Genomic DNA, 17,977 nt, shown 5'->3' on the forward strand with positions numbered 1-17,977 from the left:
CGCAAACGCCGGTTTCCGGCCTGAAACAGATTGTGTTAGGAAACCAACGACAAGGGCACCCGATAGCCCGGAACGATATGGGATGAGATTGATGGCGGGTAAATCCAGCTACGAGTACGACGAATTGCTGGCCTGCGCCCGCGGCGAACTGTTCGGACCGGGCAACGCCCAGCTTCCTTATCCGCCGATGCTGATGTTCGACCGCATCACCGAGATCAGCGAGACGGGCGGCGCCTTCGAGAAGGGTTTCATCCGCGCGGAGTTCGACATCAAGCCGGACCTGTGGTTCTTTGCCTGCCATTTCATCGGCAATCCGATCATGCCGGGGTGCCTCGGCCTCGACGCCATGTGGCAATTGACGGGCTTCTATCTTGGCTGGCTGGGCGAACCCGGCAAGGGGATGGCGCTGTCGACCGGTGAAGTGAAATTCAAGGGCATGGTCACGCCCTCGGTGAAGAAGGTCGAATATGGCATCGACTTCAAGCGCGTGATGCGGGGCCGGCTGGTGCTCGGCATCGCCGATGGCTGGCTGAAGGCGGATGGCGAACCCATATACGCGGCAACGGATTTGAAAGTCGGTCTGTCCAAGCAGTCGGCGGTTGGCTGACCGGCATCCCTGGCCAGCTCTCTGGCCAGCATCCCTGGAAGGAGTTGCGAATGAGACGTGTCGTAGTCACAGGCATCGGCGTTGTGTCGTCGATCGGCAACAATGCCAACGAGGTGCAGACCTCTCTGCATGACGCCAAATCCGGCATCAGCTTCTCCGATTCCTTCGCCGAACACGGCTTCCGTTGCCAGGTCTGGGGAGCGCCGACGCTCGATCCATCGGCCATGATCGACCGCCGTGCGATGCGCTTCCTGAGCCAGGGGGCTGCCTGGAACCATGTCGCCATGGATCAGGCGATCGCGGATGCGGGCCTCGGCGAGAGCGACATCACCAATGAGCGCACCGGCATCGTCATGGGATCGGGCGGACCATCCACCCGCACCATCGTCGAAGCTGCCGAAACGACGCTGAAGAATGGCAGTCCCAAGCGCATCGGTCCGTTCGCGGTGCCGAAGGCAATGTCATCAACCGCATCGGCAACGCTTGCCACCTGGTTCAAGATCCACGGCGTCAACTACTCGATCTCGTCGGCCTGTTCGACCTCGGCGCACTGCATCGGCAATGGCTACGAATTGATCCAGTGGGGCAAGCAGGACATCATCTTTGCCGGCGGCCACGAGGATCTCGACTGGACGATGTCGGACCTGTTCGACGCCATGGGCGCGATGTCGTCGAAATTCAACGACAAGGCATCGACCGCTTCCCGCGCCTATGACGCCAATCGCGACGGCTTCGTCATCGCTGGCGGCGCCGGGGTGCTGGTGCTGGAAGAGCTTGAGCATGCCAAGGCGCGCGGCGCCAAGATCTATGCCGAGATCGTCGGCTATGGCGCGACGTCGGATGGCTACGACATGGTTGCTCCTTCAGGCGAGGGCGCGGTCCGCTGCATGCGCCAGGCGCTGGCCACGGTTTCCACACCGGTCGACTACATCAACACCCATGGCACCTCGACGCCGGTGGGAGATTCCAAGGAAATGGGAGCGATCCGCGAGGTGTTCGGCCCAGAGATGCCGTATATCACCTCGACGAAGTCGCTGACCGGCCATTCGCTGGGCGCGGCCGGCGTGCAGGAATCCATCTATTCGATCCTGATGATGCAGGGCGGCTTCATCGGCGAAAGCGCCCATATCGAGACCCTCGACCCCGAATTCGAGGGCATGCCGATCGTGCGAAAGCGCATCGACGACGCCAGGATCGATACTGTCTTGTCCAATTCGTTCGGCTTCGGCGGCACCAACGCCACGCTCGTTTTCCAGCGCTATTCCGCATAAGGATTTGCCGGCCATGGACGGATTGATGAAGGGCAAGCGCGGGCTTGTCATGGGTGTCGCCAACGATCATTCGATCGCTTGGGGAATTGCCCGGAAATTGTCCGAACATGGGGCGGAACTCGCCTTCACCTATCAGGGCGATGCCTTCGGACGCCGGGTCAAGCCGCTGGCCGACAAGCTCGGCGCCTCGCTGGTGGTGCCGTGCGACGTCGAGGACAGCGCTTCGGTCGCCGCCACATTCGAGACCCTGGGCAAGGAATGGGGCGGGCTGGATTTCATCGTCCACGCCATCGGCTTTTCCGACAAAAACGAGTTGAAAGGCCTCTACGCCGACACCAGCCGGGACAATTTCGTCCGTACCATGGTGATCTCTTGCTACTCCTTCACCGAGGTCGCCCGCCATGCAGCCACCTTGATGCAGGACGGCGGATCGATGATCACGCTGACCTATGCGGGCTCCGTCCGCGTCATGCCGAACTACAATGTCATGGGCGTCGCCAAGGCAGGGCTGGAGGCGAGTGTCCGCTACCTCGCCAACGATTACGGTCCGCGTGGCATCAGGGTGAACGGCATATCGGCTGGACCCGTGCGCACGCTCGCCGGCGCCGGTATTTCCGATGCGCGCCATATGTTCTCCTACCAGCAGCGAAACTCGCCGCTGCGCCGCACGGTGACCATCGACGAGGTCGGCGGCTCGGCACTTTATCTGTTGTCGGATCTGTCTTCCGGGGTTACCGGCGAGATCCACTATGTCGATTCCGGCTATCACATCGTTTCCATGCCGACACTCGACGAATTGAAGCAGACCGACGGCGGACGAGACTAACGCCTGTCGCCCAAAGGTGCGCGGCGGTTTTGGAATGGCGACATTTGAAGACACGAAGCTTAAAGCGCGCCAACTGAATCCGTTTCAGCGCCAGGCGTATTGATCCGCTCAAGAAATACTTTCGGTCCAATAAAATTGGATTCATTCGCGGAAACTCATTTTAAGGAGATATCCGCTAGAAAGCCCCGTACTCAGGGGAACTTTCAATGCTCGCCGTCAGCAACCCGAAGCGAACACCGGTGTTCCGACTGCTCACCATAGCGAGTTCGGGTCTCGGCAGTTTCGTCCTCGGGCTCTGGGGCTTGAAGCTCGGTCTCGGCGATGGTTTTGCCGGCATCTCCGCGGATATGATGGTCTCGGTGATGGCCGCTCTTTGCGCACTGGCGGCCTCGGTCGCCGCGATGTCCTTTTTCGCCGGCGTCGATGAATCGGCGGATTTCGTCTTCACGGAAACCCATTTCGACAAGCTGACCGGCCTGGTGGCACGCCCGGCGATGGTCGGCAAGATTGCCGAGGCGGCATGCGCGACCAGCCGGACCGGCGAGCCGATGTTCCTCATCGATATCGACATTGACCGCTTCAAGCAGATCAATGACGCCATCGGCTACAGCCAGGGCGACGAGTTGATCCGCGCCTTCACCAAGCGCTTAAAGACGTGCGTGCCGCCGCGCGCTCTGATCGGACGCATCGGCGCCGGTGAATTCGCGATCCTGCTGCCCGACAATCAGGTGTCCGGATCGCTGGAAAGCACCGTCGAGAGGCTCATCGACGAGATGATGGAGCCCTATGATCTCGGTACGCACCTGCAATCGGTCAGCCTGTCGGTCGGCATCGTGGCGATGCCAAAGGACGGCGTCGATCCGGTCCTCATCCTGCGCCGCTCCAATCTGGCGCTGCAGAACGCGCGCGCCAGTGGCGTCGGCAACTGGTCGGTCTTCCATGCCGAAATGGGCAGGGTCGCCGACCATCGCCAATGGATCGAATCCGAACTGCATATAGCCTTCGAGCGTGGCGACTTCGACCTTCATTACCAGCCGCAGCTCGATCTCCCGACCGGCCGCATCGTCGGGTATGAAGCGCTTATCCGCTGGCGGCATCCGGAACGCGGCATGATCCCGCCGATGGAGTTCATTCCGATCGCCGAGGAAACCGGCATGATCGGCCCGATCGGCGAATGGGTGCTGCGCAAAGCCTGCAGCGACGCACAGCATCTGCCCGATGATTGCTTCGTCGCCGTCAACATCTCGCCCGTCCAGTTCATGACCAAGGACTTCGTCGGCATCGTGCGCGACACTATGACGAGCACCGGCATCAAGCCGTCGCGGCTGGAGCTGGAAGTGACCGAGACGGCGATGATGCAGGACCGCGACCGCGCCGCCGCCATCCTGAAGGAGCTTGCGGATATGGGCATCTCGGTCGCCGTCGACGATTTCGGTACCGGCTATTCCAATTTGAGCTACCTGATCGATTTCTCATTCGGCAAGCTGAAGATCGACCGGTCCTTCGTCAGCCGCCTCGACACCGATTCCAGCTCCGGCGCTGTCGTCTCGACCATCGTCGGGCTTTCGCGCGCGCTCGGCGTCAGCATCATTGCCGAAGGCGTCGAGACCGAAAGCCAGGCGACGCTGCTCAGGGCGGCCGGCTGCGAGGTGGTGCAAGGCTATCTTTACGGCAGGCCCGCCCCCCTCAAGATCAGGGTCGGCGACGTGCATGTCACCGATGAGGTCCGGCGCGTCGCCAATCTGCATTGAGTGCGACGCGATGCCTGCTTCTGTCTGAGCATGATCTTTTCCGAAAACCGGTATCCACTTTTCGGGATCATGCTTCAACGACGAGCGGAAAGCACCTTGAACATGCCGTCGCGGGCGAGTTCGGCATGGCTCGAAAAGGCAGCCGCCAGGATCGGCTCATAGGGAAGCTGACGGTTGGCGACCATGAGCAGCCGCCCACCCGGCTTCAAGGCCTTGGCCGCCGCGCGGATCATGCCGGCGCCGATCTCCGGCTCGGCCGCCCGGCTGCGATGAAAGGGCGGGTTCATCGCAATCGCGTCGTAGCGCTTCTCGACTGGTTCCTTCAACAGATCGATCCAGAAGAAGTTTCTGGCGATCGACTGGGTGACCCCTGTCAGATTGAGCTTTGCGGCTTCGAGCGCGGCGAAATCGGCCTCATAGAGGTCGAGCGCCTGAACGCCGGGGGAGCGGGCGGCGATCTCGGCAGCTACATAGCCCCAGCCGGCGCAGAAATCGGCAATGTTGCCACGCAGATCATTGGGCAGATTCTCGACCAGCAATTTCGAGCCAGTATCGATCCGGTCGAAGGAAAACATGCCGGGCGCGGTGTGGAACCGGCTTTCAACCAGCAGAGCGGGATTGGCGGCGCGCAATTCTTCCGCGGCGGCCAGATCGGCGGGACGTCGCAACCAGAAGGCAATGCCGTGATATTTGGGCAAATGGCCTTCAAGCGGCACAAGCTCGTCAACGCGCTTGCGCAGGCTGGCAATGCCATCGTCCTTGCCGCCGGCAATGACGACCAGGCCGCCCGGCGCCACGCGCTCAAGCGCCTGCGCGAGGCGCACTTCGTTCAGGCCGCGATGCCGGCCGGCAAGCACAAGTGCCATATCGAAGCCATCGCCTTCCACTTGCGCGGTGACGACGAAGCCCGACGCCTGCAGCGCGCTAAAATGCGGCCGGAAGCCCTGCACGAGGTGAAGGGTCGCCTCAAAGCCTTCAGGCAGGCGAAAACCCGGCTCAGCGCCGAGAAACAGGGCGCGCGTGCCCTTTCCCGGCAGAGGAACAGCCTCGGCCTCGAAGGGATGGAAAAGCGTCTTCAACGGCTCGGCGGACATTGTTCGATCTCGACTTGTCTAAGCGCTTTGAAACCCAGGCTGAAAATGAAAACGGGCGCGACATAAGCCGCGCCCGTTTCGATTCATGGCTCAGACCAATCAGGCGGCGTTTTCTTCGCCTTCGGTCTTCTTGTCGCGGGCGAGTTCCTTGCCGGTGGCCTGATCGACGACTTTCATCGACAGGCGGACCTTGCCGCGCTCGTCGAAGCCCATCAGCTTGACCCAGACCTTGTCGCCTTCCTTGACCACGTCCGAGGTCTTGGCGACCCGGTCGTTGGCAAGCTGCGAGATGTGGACTAGGCCGTCACGCGGACCGAAGAAGTTGACGAAAGCGCCGAAGTCCGCGGTCTTGACGACCGTACCTTCGTAGATCTCGCCGACTTCCGGCTCGGCGACAATGGTGTGGATCCACTTCTTCGCCGCCTCGATCTCCTTGGCGTTGGACGAAGCGATCTTGACCGTGCCGTCGTCCTCGATGTTGATCTTGGCGCCGGTCTTTTCGACGATCTCGCGGATCACCTTGCCGCCCGAGCCGATCACGTCACGGATCTTGTCGGTCGGGATGTGCATCACTTCGATGCGCGGTGCGAACTCACCCAGTTCCGAACGCGCGCCGGTCAGAGCATGCGCCATCTCGCCGAGGATGTGCTGGCGGCCATCCTTGGCCTGGTCCAGCGCGATCTTCATGATCTCCTCGGTGATGCCTTCGATCTTGATATCCATCTGCAGCGAGGTGATGCCGCTGGCGGTGCCGGCGACCTTGAAGTCCATATCGCCGAGGTGATCTTCGTCACCCAGGATGTCGGACAGAACGGCGAAACGCTCGCCTTCCTTGATCAGGCCCATGGCGATACCGGCGACCGGCTTGGCCAGCGGCACGCCTGCATCCATCAGCGCCAGCGAGGTGCCGCAGACAGTGGCCATCGACGACGAACCGTTGGACTCGGTGATCTCCGAGACGACGCGCAGCGTGTAGGGGAACTGGTCGGCACTCGGCAGCATCGGGCGAATCGCGCGCCAGGCGAGCTTGCCATGGCCGATTTCGCGGCGGCCCGGCGAACCCATGCGGCCGGTCTCGCCGACGGAGTAGGGAGGGAAGTTGTAGTGAAGGAGGAACTTCTCCTTGTACATGCCGGTCAGCGAGTCGACATACTGCTCGTCCTCGCCGGTGCCGAGCGTGGCAACGACCAGCGCCTGGGTCTCGCCGCGGGTGAACAGCGCCGAACCGTGGGTGCGCGGCAGAACGCCGACTTCGGAAACGATCTTGCGAACCGTGCTCAGGTCACGACCGTCGATGCGCGAACCGGTGTCCAGGATGTTCCAGCGCACGACCTTGGCCTGGAGTTCCTTGAACACGCTGCCGATCTGCTCGGAAGTGTATTTGGCGTCTTCACCTTCGGCCGGGGCAAACGCTGCCTTGACCTTCGCCTTGACGGCGTCGACGGCGGCGTAACGCTTCTGCTTGTCGACGTTCTTGTAGGCATTGCTGAGTTCGTCGCCGACGATCTTCAGCATCTCGGCTTCAAGCGCGGAATAGTCCGGCGCGGTGAAGTCGCGCGGCTCCTTGGCGGCAACTTCGGCCAGCTTGATGATGGCGTCGATAACCGGCTGGAAGCCCTTGTGGCCGAACATGACCGCGCCGAGCATCAGCTCTTCGCCGAGTTCCTTGGCTTCGGACTCGACCATCAGCACGGCATCTGTGGTGCCGGCGACGATCAGATCGAGCTTCGATTCCTGCATCTCGTCGACATGCGGGTTGAGCACATATTCGCCGTTGATATAGCCGACGCGAGCGCCGCCGATCGGGCCCATGAAGGGAACGCCGGAGAGCGTCAGGGCGGCCGAAGTGGCAACGATCGACAGGATGTCCGGATCGTTCTCGAGATCGTGCTGGACGACGGTGACGACGATCTGGGTGTCGTTCTTGTAGCCGGAGGCGAAGAGCGGGCGGATCGGGCGGTCGATGAGGCGGGAAACCAGCGTTTCCTTCTCGCTCGGACGGCCTTCACGCTTGAAATAGCCACCCGGGATCTTGCCGGCGGCGTAGGTCTTTTCCTGGTAGTTGACGGTCAGCGGGAAGAAATCGAGGCCGGGCTTCGGCTCCTTCATCGAAACGACGGTGGCGAGAACCTTGGTCTCGCCGTAGGTGGCGAGCACCGCGCCGTCAGCCTGGCGTGCGATCTTGCCGGTTTCGAGGATGAGCGGACGGCCGCCCCATTCGATTTCCACTTTGTGGTGATTGAACATGTCTTGTCCTTAATATGAGGAAAGGGCCGCGCCGTTTCACGGTGCGCGGATGCCCTTTCCCTGGCTTCCTTTCTCGGGCAGCCACGGGCAAGACAACGGGAAGCTCGGGTGATTTCGGCGCGGTGCGCGCGCGAGCGTCCTGCAATCCTGCCCCATGACCGTCCATGGGCGGTTTCGAGTGCCCTCTGCACGATCGAAACCGGGTCTGGCCAGTCGATGCGACTGGCAGAATGCGCGACCGGCGGGCTCTCCTTCGAAAGCCCGCCGGTCAATTCGTCAACGGCGCAGACCGAGCTTCTCGATCAGCGTCTGGTAGCGCGCGTCGTCCTTGCGCTTGAGATAATCAAGCAGGCTGCGGCGCTGGGAGACGAGAGCAAGCAGACCACGGCGGGAATGGTTATCCTTCTTGTGGTCCTTGAAATGGTCGGTCAGGTTCTTGATGCGCTCGGAAAGGATGGCCACCTGGACTTCCGGAGACCCGGTATCGCCCTTGGCGGTTGCGAATTCACCCATCAATTCCTGTTTGCGCTCGGCAGTAATCGACATCGTGTTTTTCCTTATCTGTTTGAGGAAACGGGTCGCCCTCAGCCGGGATGTCGTCCAGCAGGGGCCGGTGCAAGCAAAACGTCATAGCGCTATGCTGCGGCGCATATAGTGCAATTCCCCGGAAAACACCAGCCCAATTCACAAGCCGGCTTTTCAGCCCGAAATGGCGAGTTTTAGCCTTGTCAAAGCCATTTCTTCCATTTGAAGAAGGCGATCAGCCCGAACGCGACAAGCGCCATGAACAACAGCGACAAGGGATAGCCATAATAGGCCTTCAGTTCCGGCATGTTCCAGGGCGAAGACTCCGGATCGAAATTCATGCCCCAGATGCCGACCAGGAAGGTGAGCGGCATGAAGATGACCGAGACGATGGTGAGATAGCTGATGACGTCGTTGGTGCGCGCCTGGCTCAGCGACAGGTGCATCTCGATCAGGCCGGTCAGCATGTCGCGCTGGGTTTCGACCAGCTCGATCAACCGTAGCGCATGGTCGAGCGTGTCGTTGAGGAAGATCTTGGTCTCGGCCTTCACATAGGGCACATCGTTGCGGATCAGCGTCGCCAGCGCATCGCGCATCGGCCACAGCACGCCTTTCAGCACGTTGGCGTCGCGCCGCAATTCATGCAGCTGCCGCATCTGATGCTTGTGCGGCGAATGCAGCATCTGGTCCTCGATGCTGTCGACCGTATCGCCGGCGGCCTCGATCGGCGGAAAGTAGCTGTCGACGATGGCGTCGATCAGCGCATAGGCGAGGTAATCGGCACCGCGCGCGCGCAACCGGTTGGGCGCTGAGCTTTCGATGCGCTTGCGCACGGGATCGAACGGATCGCCTTCACGCTCCTGGAAGGTGACGACGAAATTATTGCCGAAGAAGACGGCGATCTGCTCATAGCGGTGCGAGGCGACGTCGTCGATCATCCTGACGACGACGAAGGCATGATCCTCGAAAAAGTCGACCTTCGGCCGCTGGCCGGTGTTGACGACGTCCTCCAGCGCCAGCGGATGCAGGCTGAAAATGCGGCCGATCTCCTCGATCAGCGGGATGTTGGCGAGGCCGGTACAATCGAGCCAGATAACCGGCCACTTGTCGCAATGGGTGTTGAGGTCGTCGATGCTGGCATTTTCGATAGTCTTGAATTTTTCGGGCGAGATCAGCGTCAGCCTGAGTTCGCTGCGCCGCGCCGAGGGATCGGCGATCAGCGTGCCGGGCGACGCACCGACCGGCGGCCGCCGCGTTTTCACTGGTGCCCGCGTCTTCACGGTCTCAGCCTTTGCCATATGCCCCTCGTGCGAGTCCTCGCCTCGACATTAGACGACAGGAGTCACCCGGCAAAGACCCGCTTGGGCTTGAACATGCCTTGCTCGATGGCACCGATGGCGACCAGCTTGCCGCGCGCCGTGGCGCAGGCTTCCTCGGCTACCACCGGTGCATCACGGCCGCGGATGATGACTGGATTGCCGAGGCGGACCTTGGTCGCCGCATCGTCGCTGATGGCGATCTGCGGCAGGCAGTCAAGGGCGGCCGATGTATCGACCAGAAGCGCATCGATGGCGTCGAAGTCGATTGGTACTTCCACCTTGTCGACAGCCTCTGTCGTGTCAGCGGCTTCCGTTGCGTCCGTGACGTCCGTCGTGCTGTCTTCGTCCTGGACACCGAAACGGGCGGCTTCCAGTTCGGCAATGGTGACGAAATCCTCCGCCGTGAACGGCTCGACCTCGACCCGGCGCAATTCGGAAATGTGGCCGAAACAGCCCATGTCGCGGCCCATGTCGCGGGCCAGCGCGCGCACATAGGTGCCCTTGCCGCATTCGACCTCGAAAACAGTATGGTCGGCGCCATGCTCGACAACGTCCAGACGGCCGATCTCGATCTCGCGCGCGGGTATGTCGACTGTCGCGCCGTCGCGGGCCAGATCATAGGCACGCTCGCCCGCGATCTTGATGGCCGAGAATTGCGGCGGCGTCTGCATGATGACGCCAGTGTATTTCGGCAGCAGGGCGAGCACTTGGGCTTGCGACGGGCGCAGGTCGGACTCTTTCGTCACCGGACCTTCGAGGTCATCGGTGGAGCGCTCCTGCCCCCAGGCAACGGTGAAGCGATAGATCTTTGCGCCGTCCTGCACGTAGGGAACGGTCTTGGTGGCCTCGCCAAGCGCGATCGGCAGCATACCGGACGCCAGCGGGTCGAGCGTGCCGGCATGGCCGGCCTTTTCGGCCTGGAACAGCCATTTGATCTTGGAGACGGCTTCGGTCGAGCCCATGCCGACCGGCTTGTCCAGGATCAGCCAGCCCGAGATCGGCCGGCCCTTCTTCTTGCCGCGGCGCGCCACTATTCGGTGTCCTTGTTGTCGTCTTTGCCCTGATCCGCGTTTTCCTGGTCCTCAGGACCCAGATCGCGCGCCACTTCAGGTGACTTCAACAGGTCATTGATCCTGGCAAAATTGTCGAAGGAGGTGTCGAGCTTGAAGCGGAACTCCGGCATGAACTTCATCTGCCGCAGCGCGCCGGAGACACGGCCACGGACGAATTTCGCATGCTTGTTCAGCGCCTCGACCACCGCATCGGTATCCTTGGCGCCGAGCGGCGAGACGAAAGCGGTAGCGACCTTCAAATCGGGCGACATGCGCACTTCCGAAACCGACACCACGGTGCTCTCGATCAGCGGATCGATGATCTCGCCGCGCTGCAGGGTTTCGGATAGCGCATGGCGCACCTGTTCGGCGACGCGCAGCATGCGCTGGGATGGGCTGGATGTGGTTGGACGGGGCATTTTCTCTATCCTGAAAGCGTGAGGCGCGGGATGGGACCGTGCCGCATGTCTCATATGGGTCGTTCTCAATAGACCTCGGGCGGCGGCCTCTCGGCCACCGCCCGGTATGGACAAGTCACTCGAACTCAGAGTGTCCGGGTCACCATCTCGACGCGGAAGCACTCGATGACGTCGCCGACGCGCATGTCCTCGTAGTTCTGGAAGGCCATGCCGCACTCCTGGCCGCCGGGGACTTCCGAAACTTCGTCCTTGAAGCGCTTCAGCGTCTTCAGCGTCCCTTCGTGGATGACGACGTTGTCGCGGATCAGGCGCACCCCCGCACCGCGTTCGACCTTGCCTTCGGTGACACGGCAGCCGGCGATCTTGCCGACCTTGGTGATGTCGAAGATCTCGAGGATCTGCGCGTTGCCAATGAAGGTCTCGCGACGCTCCGGCGACAGCAGGCCCGACAGAGCCGCCTTCACGTCATCCACGAGGTTGTAGATGATCGAGTAGTAGCGGATCTCGATGCCAGCCGCCGCTGCGGCGGCACGTGCCTGGACGTTGGCGCGGACGTTGAAGCCGATGATCGCGGCACCCGAAGTCTCCGCCAGCGACACATCGCTTTCGGTGATGGCGCCGGCACCGGCATGGACGATGCGCGCACGCACCTCGTCGGTGCCGAGCTTGTCGAGCGCGGCGTTGATCGCCTCGATCGAGCCCTGCACGTCGCCCTTGATGACCAGCGGGAATTCCTTCAGCCCGCTTGTCTGCAATTGCGACATCATCTGCTCGAGCGAACCGCGCTGGCCGGCATGCTTGGCAACCGCCTTCTCGCGCGCCAGACGCTGGCGGTATTCGGTGATCTCGCGGGCACGGGCCTCGTTGTTGACCACGGCGAAGCGGTCGCCGGCCTGCGGGGTGCCCTGCAAGCCAAGCACTTCCACCGGCATCGCCGGCGGCGCTTCCTTGATCTGCGTGCCACGATCGTTGACCAGCGCACGCACCCGGCCCCATTCGTTGCCGGCAACCAGGATGTCGCCCGGCATCAGCGTGCCGGTCTGCACCAGCACGGTGGCGACGGGGCCACGGCCCTTGTCGAGCTGGGCTTCGATGACGACGCCTTCGGCGGTACGATCCGGATTGGCCTTCAGGTCAAGAATTTCGGCCTGCAGCAGGATCGCCTCGAGCAGTTTGTCGAGATTGGTGCCCTTGGTCGCCGACACTTCGACGTCCAGAACTTCACCCCCCATGGATTCGACGAAAACCTCGTGGCGCAGCAGTTCGGAGCGCACTTTCTGCGGATCGGCATCATGCTTGTCGATCTTGTTGATCGCCACGATGATCGGAACGCCGGCCGCCTTGGCATGGCTGATCGATTCGATCGTCTGGGGCATGACGCTGTCATCGGCCGCAACCACCAGGATGGCGATGTCGGTCGCCTGGGCGCCACGAGCACGCATCGCCGTGAAGGCGGCGTGGCCGGGCGTGTCGATGAAGGTGATCTTGTGACCGTTCTTCTCGACCTGGTAGGCGCCGATGTGCTGGGTGATGCCGCCGGCTTCGCCGGAGACGACATTGGCGTTGCGGATCGCGTCGAGCAGCGAGGTCTTGCCGTGATCGACGTGACCCATGATCGTCACGACCGGCGGACGCGAAACCAGATCCTCGGCATTGTCGGCGATGTTGAACAGGCCTTCCTCGATGTCGGACTCGGCGACGCGGCGGACCGTGTGGCCGAATTCGGTAGCAACCAGCTCGGCCGTGTCGGCGTCGATGACGTCGCCCGGCTTCAGGATCTGGCCCTGCTTCATGAAGAACTTGACCAGGTCGACCGCGCGCTCGGACATGCGTTGCGCCAGTTCCTGGATGGTAATGGTCTCTGGCAGGATCACTTCGCGCATGACTTTCTCGCGCGGCTCATTGTGCATCGCGCGCTTGAATTTTTCCTGGCGGCGACGCATCGACGACAGCGACCGGGCTCGCGCGTCTTCGTCGGACAATGCTGAATTCAGCGTCAGTTTGCCGCGGCGGCGGTCTTCCTCGGCCTTGGTCGGCTTGGCCGGACGCGCCACTTCGGGCGTGACCGGACGGCGCACCGGTGCGCCGGCACCAACACGCTTCGGCTTGGCCACTTCCTCATCATCGACTGTTGCCAGTTCGGCAGCCAATGGCGCGCGTCGACGGGCCTCTTCCTCAGCCCGACGGCGGGATTCGGCTTCGGTCTGCAACCGCGCCTCTTCCTCGGCCTGGCGGCGTGCGGATTCATCGCGTTCGCGCTTGCGGCGCTCTTCGTCCTCGGCGCGACGCTTGGCATCCTCGGCGGCGCGCTGGCGGTCCTCGACCTCGCGAACTTTCGAGCCCTCGAGGGCCCTGCGGCGTGCTTCCATTTCACTGCGCGAAAGTTCGTTCAGCACCATGCCGCTGCGCTCGACGGGGGCCGGTGGCGGCGGGGGTGGCGGCGCCTTCGGTGCTTCCGGCACGACGACGGGCGCGGCCACGACCGCCGGCTTCGGTGTGAAGACGGGGGCGGCAACGGGCTCCGGCTTGTCGCCGGGCATCGAGAATTTGCGCTTCTTGGTTTCGACGACGACCTGCTTGGTGCGGCCGTGCGAGAAGTTCTGGCGCACAGTGCCCTGTTCCATACCGGGCCGCTTCAGCGTCAAGGTCTTCTTCGGCGTCACACTCAGCGTATTGTCGTCACCCGATTTCGTATCGCTCATTCCATATCCTCTGCGGCATCATCTTCGTCAGCAACAGCCGCAAGCATTGCCAGATCGTCCGGGGAACCGCCCCGATACCGGTCGAGCGCAACCATGCGCTTCTGGACCGCCCTGCCCGCGTCTCCCGCGAGAACGGCAGCATGTATCACATTTGTACCCCCCAATGCCAAGCTCAACTCGGCCTCGGAGAAAAGTTTGTAGGCAAGGATGGCGGGCCCGCCGAGATGGACTGTCGCCCGTCGCGCCTGGCTGATCTTGCGCACGCCGTCGTCGGACGCCTCGGTCGCGTGGAGCACGAAAAGCGCCAATCCACCGCGGACAGCACTTTCGACCTTGGTAGCACCAAGCGAAATTGCGCCTGCCTTGCGGGCAAGACCAAGCATGCCCAGAGCGTGCCTGGAAAGTAGCCCGTCGATCATGCCGCCAAGATCGGGCGGCACGACCACCTGTGCCTTGAAGGCGCGGGCAAAGAGGTTCTTCGCCGCAGCCTTGTCGATATGTAGGCGGTCGGCGCTCACCCAGCAACCGCGGCCGGGCAGATTTCTCTTGATGTCGGGAACGACGGCCGAATCCGGGCCGACGACAAACCGGATCAGATCATCCGGTTCGGCTTGTTTGCGCGTAACGATGCAGGTGCGATCGTTCATCTCGTCCAAGGGCGGGTTCGGTGCGATGCGGTTTCACCTCACGCACCAACGGCTTCGTCAGCCGAGACTTCTTCGGCTGCAAGCTCGTCTTCGGTGATCCAGCCGGCCTTGAGGCGGGCGGCCAGAACCATTTGTTCGGCGTCTGCGCGGGTCACGCCATGATTGGCGAGCACGCCCGGATAGACTTTTGTCTCGCCGTCCTTGCGTTCCTTCCAGCCGGTCAGGTCGTCGGCGGCATAGCCGGCGAAATCCTCGATCGTCTTCACGCCGTCCTCGCCAAGCGTCACCATCATGGCGGTGGTGACGCCGGGGATTTCGCGCAATTCGTCCGAAACGCCGAGCGCCTTGCGCTTGTCGTCGTGCTCGGCCTCGATCTTCTCCAGATATTCGCGAGCGCGGGTCTGGATTTCCGAAGCGGTGTCCTCGTCGAAACCGTCGATAGAGGCGATCTCGCCGGAATCGACATAAGCGACTTCCTCGACGCTGGTGAAGCCTTCGGAGGCCAGCACCTGGCCGACCATCTCGTCGACGTCGAGGGCTTCCATGAACAGCGACGAACGCTCGACGAATTCCTTCTGGCGGCGCTCGGATTCTTCGGCCTCGGTCAGGATGTCGATATCCCAACCGGTCAGCTGCGAAGCCAGGCGCACGTTCTGGCCGCGGCGGCCGATGGCCAGCGACAGCTGGTCGTCGGGAACCACGACTTCGATGCGTTCGGCATCCTCGTCGAGCACGACCTTGGCGACTTCCGCCGGCTGCAGCGCGTTGACGATGAAGGACGCCGCCGAAGGCGACCACGGAATGATGTCGATCTTCTCGCCCTGCAATTCGCCGACGACGGCCTGGACGCGGCTGCCGCGCATGCCGACGCAGGCGCCGACCGGATCGATCGAGCTGTCGCGCGAGATGACGGCGATCTTGGCGCGCGAACCCGGGTCGCGGGCGACCGACTTGATCTCGATGATGCCGTCATAGATTTCCGGCACTTCCATGGTGAACAGCTTGGCCATGAACTGCGGATGAGTACGCGACAGGAAGATCTGCGGGCCGCGCTGCTCGCGGCGCACATCGTAGACATAGGCGCGGACGCGGTCGCCATATTTGTAGTTCTCGCGCGGGATCAGCTCATCGCGGCGGATGATCGCTTCGCCGCGGCCGAGATCGACGATGACGTTGCCGTATTCGACGCGCTTGACGGTACCGTTGACGATCTCGCCGATGCGGTCCTTGTACTCGTCATACTGGCGGTCGCGTTCGGCCTCGCGGACCTTCTGCACGATGACCTGCTTGGCCGACTGGGCGGCGATGCGGCCGAAATCCATGGGCGGCAGCTGTTCAGCGATGAAGTCGCCGAGCTGAGCGTCGGGATTGCGCTCGCGCGCCGAGGAAATGGCGATCTGCGTGGCGTAGTCATCGACCTTCTCGACGACTTCCATCAGCCGCTGCAGCTTCATCTCACCGGTGTTCGGGTTGATGTCGGCGCGGATGTTGGTCTCCTGACCGTAACGCGAGCGCGCCGCCTTCTGGATCGCATCGGCCATGGCGGCGATGACGATCGACTTGTCGATCGACTTTTCACGCGCGACCGCGTCGGCGATCTGCAGCAATTCAAGTCTGTTGGCGCTTACAACCATCGTTTTTCTCCCGAGCCTGTTTGCCGGACCTTTGCGCCCGGCAGCTCAATCATAGTTCCTGTTCGTGTTCTTCCGTGGCGTCCGCTTCCGCACCCGACTCGTCGTCGTCCGGTTCGCCGCGGCGTTTCTTGGCTTCCTTGCGCGCCCTGTTGTCCTTCGACAGGGCATCGCGGATAAGATCGTCTGTCAGGATCAAGCGCACATCGGCAATCGCATCATAGGGGACGCGCACCGTCGGCTCCTCGCCATAGGCGGCCTTGTCGCGCTCGATCAGCACATCGTCTTCGCCGGCTTCGGCGATCTTGCCCTTGAAGCGCTTGCGGTCGGCAACGACGATCGATGTTTCCATCTTCACCAGATGACCCGTCCAGGTCGTGAAATCCGATTTGCGGACCAGCGGCCGGTCGATGCCGGGCGATGAGACTTCAAGATGATAGGCCTTTTCGATCGGATCGTCGACGTCGAGCGCCGGCGACACCGCGCGGCTGACCTCTTCGCAATCCTCGACGGTCATGGTGCCGTCCTCGCGTTCGGCCATGATCTGCAGCGTCAGCCCGTTCTGGCCCGACAGATGCACCCGCACGAGGCGGAAGCCGATGCCACGCAGGACCGGCTGGACGATCAGCGCGATGCGCGCATCGATGCCGCTTTCGCGGATGATGCGATCGTCGCCCTCGCTTGCCGTTGCAGTCATTGAAGCCCTGTCGTTCTACTAGGTTATCGGCAGGTAATAAAAAAGAGCGGGACCGGGTGGACCCACTCTTCGTCATACCGACCAAGAATTTGAGGCTGATATAAACGATCATGGCCTGTGTTTCAAGCCCGCTATGCTGGTCGGGCAACGCCGCCATCGAGGCGGCCCGCGCCAGCGTTGCATGGGGTGCATGGCGCCTATGCGGCGACCCCCATGGGATTGGCGCCGAAACGCACCTACCTATGTTGCGCTGCACAAATGTGGCCGTGGGTCACACGTGCGCGAAAGGACATGATCATGAGCAATCGCAAGATATTTTCTGCAATAGGCGACTTCTTCACCGTATTCGGCAGCGCCGTGGCCGCTTCACGGGCCGTGGAAGCCGGTCGCAGGCCGCGCGCCGACGACCTGCGCAACCTCGGCGTCGAGCCTGCCGCCTTCGATCGCATCGGCCGCCGCTTCTAAGACTGCAAGCTTATTTCCGAATGAAGGTAAGATAGGCCGGCCGCCGGCCCTCACGAATGGCCTTGACCTCGTAACGGGTGCCCGGCCAGCCTTCATAGGGCCGGTGCCAGTCCGCCGCCTCGCAAGCCTGCCATGCGAACGCGCCATGCGCGCGGCAATGCAGCAGGGTCCAGTTGACATAGGTGTCGATGTCGGACGCAAAGCGGAATTTTGAACCAGGCTTCAGCACACGCGCGAACCGCTCGAGATTGACCGGGCTGACGAAGCGCCGCTTCCAGTGTTTCTTCTTCGGCCAGGGATCGGGATAGAGCAGATCGATGCCGTCGAGCGAGGCTTGCGGCAGCCAGTCGAGCAGCCTTGTGGCGTCGTCGTCATAAACCCGCAAATTGCCGAGCGGTTTCTCGCGCACCGCCATCATCATCTTGGCCATGCCGTTGACGAAGGGCTCGACGCCGATAAAGCCGATCGCTGGGGCCTCGGTCGCACGATGCAGGAGATGCTCGCCACCGCCGAAGCCAATCTCGAGGCGAACCGCGCGGACATCCGTCTCAAACAAAGCGCTGAGATCAGCCGGCGGCTCGGCCGCCAGATCGAGCCGATATGTGCCGAAGCCGCTTTCCAGCGCGGCCGCCTGCTGCGGGCGCATGGTCTTGCCGCGCCGGCGACCGAAAAAGGCTTCGGTCGCGCGGCTTGGTCTGTCCTTCGGATCCATGGCGGGACTTTG

At 62.5% G+C, this 17,977-nt stretch carries 16 protein-coding genes; 5 read left to right on the forward strand and 11 right to left on the reverse strand.

Features of this window, described 5'->3' with window-relative positions; genetic code table 11:
- Positions 1–91: 91 nt before the first annotated feature.
- The 4 genes from fabA to X735_RS150640 all read left to right on the forward strand — a co-directional run bounded on the left by fabA (position 92) and on the right by X735_RS150640 (position 4,455).
- Entirely contained in the window at positions 92–607 is a 516-nt protein-coding gene (gene fabA, locus X735_RS150655) for a 3-hydroxyacyl-[acyl-carrier-protein] dehydratase FabA (RefSeq protein ID WP_013527885.1), read from the forward strand.
- Positions 608–657: 50 nt separating this feature from the next.
- A complete protein-coding gene (fabB, locus tag X735_RS150650; protein WP_023811398.1) occupies positions 658–1,878 on the forward strand; it encodes a beta-ketoacyl-ACP synthase I in 1,221 nt (406 codons plus the stop codon).
- Between the two features lie 13 nt (positions 1,879–1,891).
- A complete protein-coding gene (gene fabI, locus X735_RS150645; protein ID WP_023811399.1) occupies positions 1,892–2,704 on the forward strand; it encodes an enoyl-ACP reductase FabI in 813 nt (270 codons plus the stop codon).
- Between the two features lie 206 nt (positions 2,705–2,910).
- The gene (locus tag X735_RS150640; RefSeq protein WP_023811400.1) at positions 2,911–4,455 is read left to right on the forward strand and encodes a bifunctional diguanylate cyclase/phosphodiesterase; all 1,545 of its coding nucleotides are present in this window, start codon (positions 2,911–2,913) and stop codon (positions 4,453–4,455) included.
- 74 nt (positions 4,456–4,529) lie between these two features.
- Here X735_RS150640 and X735_RS150635 read toward each other — a convergent pair whose 3' ends face one another.
- From X735_RS150635 to rimP, 10 genes are all read right to left on the reverse strand, one after another.
- A complete protein-coding gene (locus X735_RS150635) occupies positions 4,530–5,549 on the reverse strand; it encodes a class I SAM-dependent methyltransferase (protein ID WP_023811401.1) in 1,020 nt (339 codons plus the stop codon).
- A gap of 99 nt (positions 5,550–5,648) precedes the next feature.
- Positions 5,649–7,796, reverse strand: coding sequence for a polyribonucleotide nucleotidyltransferase (gene pnp / locus X735_RS150630; protein WP_023811402.1), 2,148 nt, complete (start codon positions 7,794–7,796; stop codon positions 5,649–5,651).
- 276 nt (positions 7,797–8,072) lie between these two features.
- A complete protein-coding gene (gene rpsO / locus X735_RS150625; protein WP_269470859.1) occupies positions 8,073–8,384 on the reverse strand; it encodes a 30S ribosomal protein S15 in 312 nt (103 codons plus the stop codon).
- Between the two features lie 140 nt (positions 8,385–8,524).
- Entirely contained in the window at positions 8,525–9,619 is a 1,095-nt protein-coding gene (corA, locus tag X735_RS150620) for a magnesium/cobalt transporter CorA (protein WP_023811403.1), read from the reverse strand.
- Between the two features lie 44 nt (positions 9,620–9,663).
- Entirely contained in the window at positions 9,664–10,671 is a 1,008-nt protein-coding gene (truB, locus tag X735_RS150615; protein ID WP_023811404.1) for a tRNA pseudouridine(55) synthase TruB, read from the reverse strand.
- Entirely contained in the window at positions 10,671–11,111 is a 441-nt protein-coding gene (gene rbfA / locus X735_RS150610; RefSeq protein WP_023811405.1) for a 30S ribosome-binding factor RbfA, read from the reverse strand. The genes truB and rbfA overlap by 1 nt, the downstream gene beginning before the upstream one ends.
- Before the next feature lie 125 nt (positions 11,112–11,236).
- A complete protein-coding gene (gene infB, locus X735_RS150605) occupies positions 11,237–13,813 on the reverse strand; it encodes a translation initiation factor IF-2 (RefSeq protein WP_023811406.1) in 2,577 nt (858 codons plus the stop codon).
- Positions 13,810–14,460 (reverse strand): RNA-binding protein, encoded by a 651-nt coding sequence (locus X735_RS150600; RefSeq protein ID WP_023811407.1) that lies wholly within the window; start codon positions 14,458–14,460, stop codon positions 13,810–13,812. The genes infB and X735_RS150600 overlap by 4 nt, the downstream gene beginning before the upstream one ends.
- Before the next feature lie 38 nt (positions 14,461–14,498).
- Complete coding sequence (gene nusA, locus X735_RS150595) at positions 14,499–16,094, reverse strand: transcription termination factor NusA (protein WP_013527896.1); 1,596 nt, start codon at positions 16,092–16,094, stop codon at positions 14,499–14,501.
- Between the two features lie 49 nt (positions 16,095–16,143).
- Positions 16,144–16,788: a ribosome maturation factor RimP gene (gene rimP / locus X735_RS150590; protein ID WP_013527897.1), complete on the reverse strand. Its 645-nt coding sequence runs from the start codon at positions 16,786–16,788 to the stop codon at positions 16,144–16,146.
- A 297-nt stretch (positions 16,789–17,085) separates the two neighbouring features.
- Between rimP and X735_RS14925 the strand changes: the two genes are divergently transcribed.
- On the forward strand, positions 17,086–17,253 hold the full coding sequence (locus tag X735_RS14925; RefSeq protein ID WP_013527898.1) for a hypothetical protein: 168 nt from the start codon (positions 17,086–17,088) through the stop codon (positions 17,251–17,253).
- Positions 17,254–17,263: 10 nt separating this feature from the next.
- Here the strand turns inward: X735_RS14925 and X735_RS150585 are convergent, their stop codons facing one another.
- A complete protein-coding gene (locus X735_RS150585; protein WP_023811408.1) occupies positions 17,264–17,965 on the reverse strand; it encodes a tRNA (guanosine(46)-N(7))-methyltransferase TrmB in 702 nt (233 codons plus the stop codon).
- Between the last annotated feature and the right edge of the window lie 12 nt (positions 17,966–17,977).

Origin of the sequence: Mesorhizobium sp. L2C084A000 (genome assembly GCF_000502875.1) — a bacterium.
Lineage (GTDB): Bacteria > Pseudomonadota > Alphaproteobacteria > Rhizobiales > Rhizobiaceae > Mesorhizobium.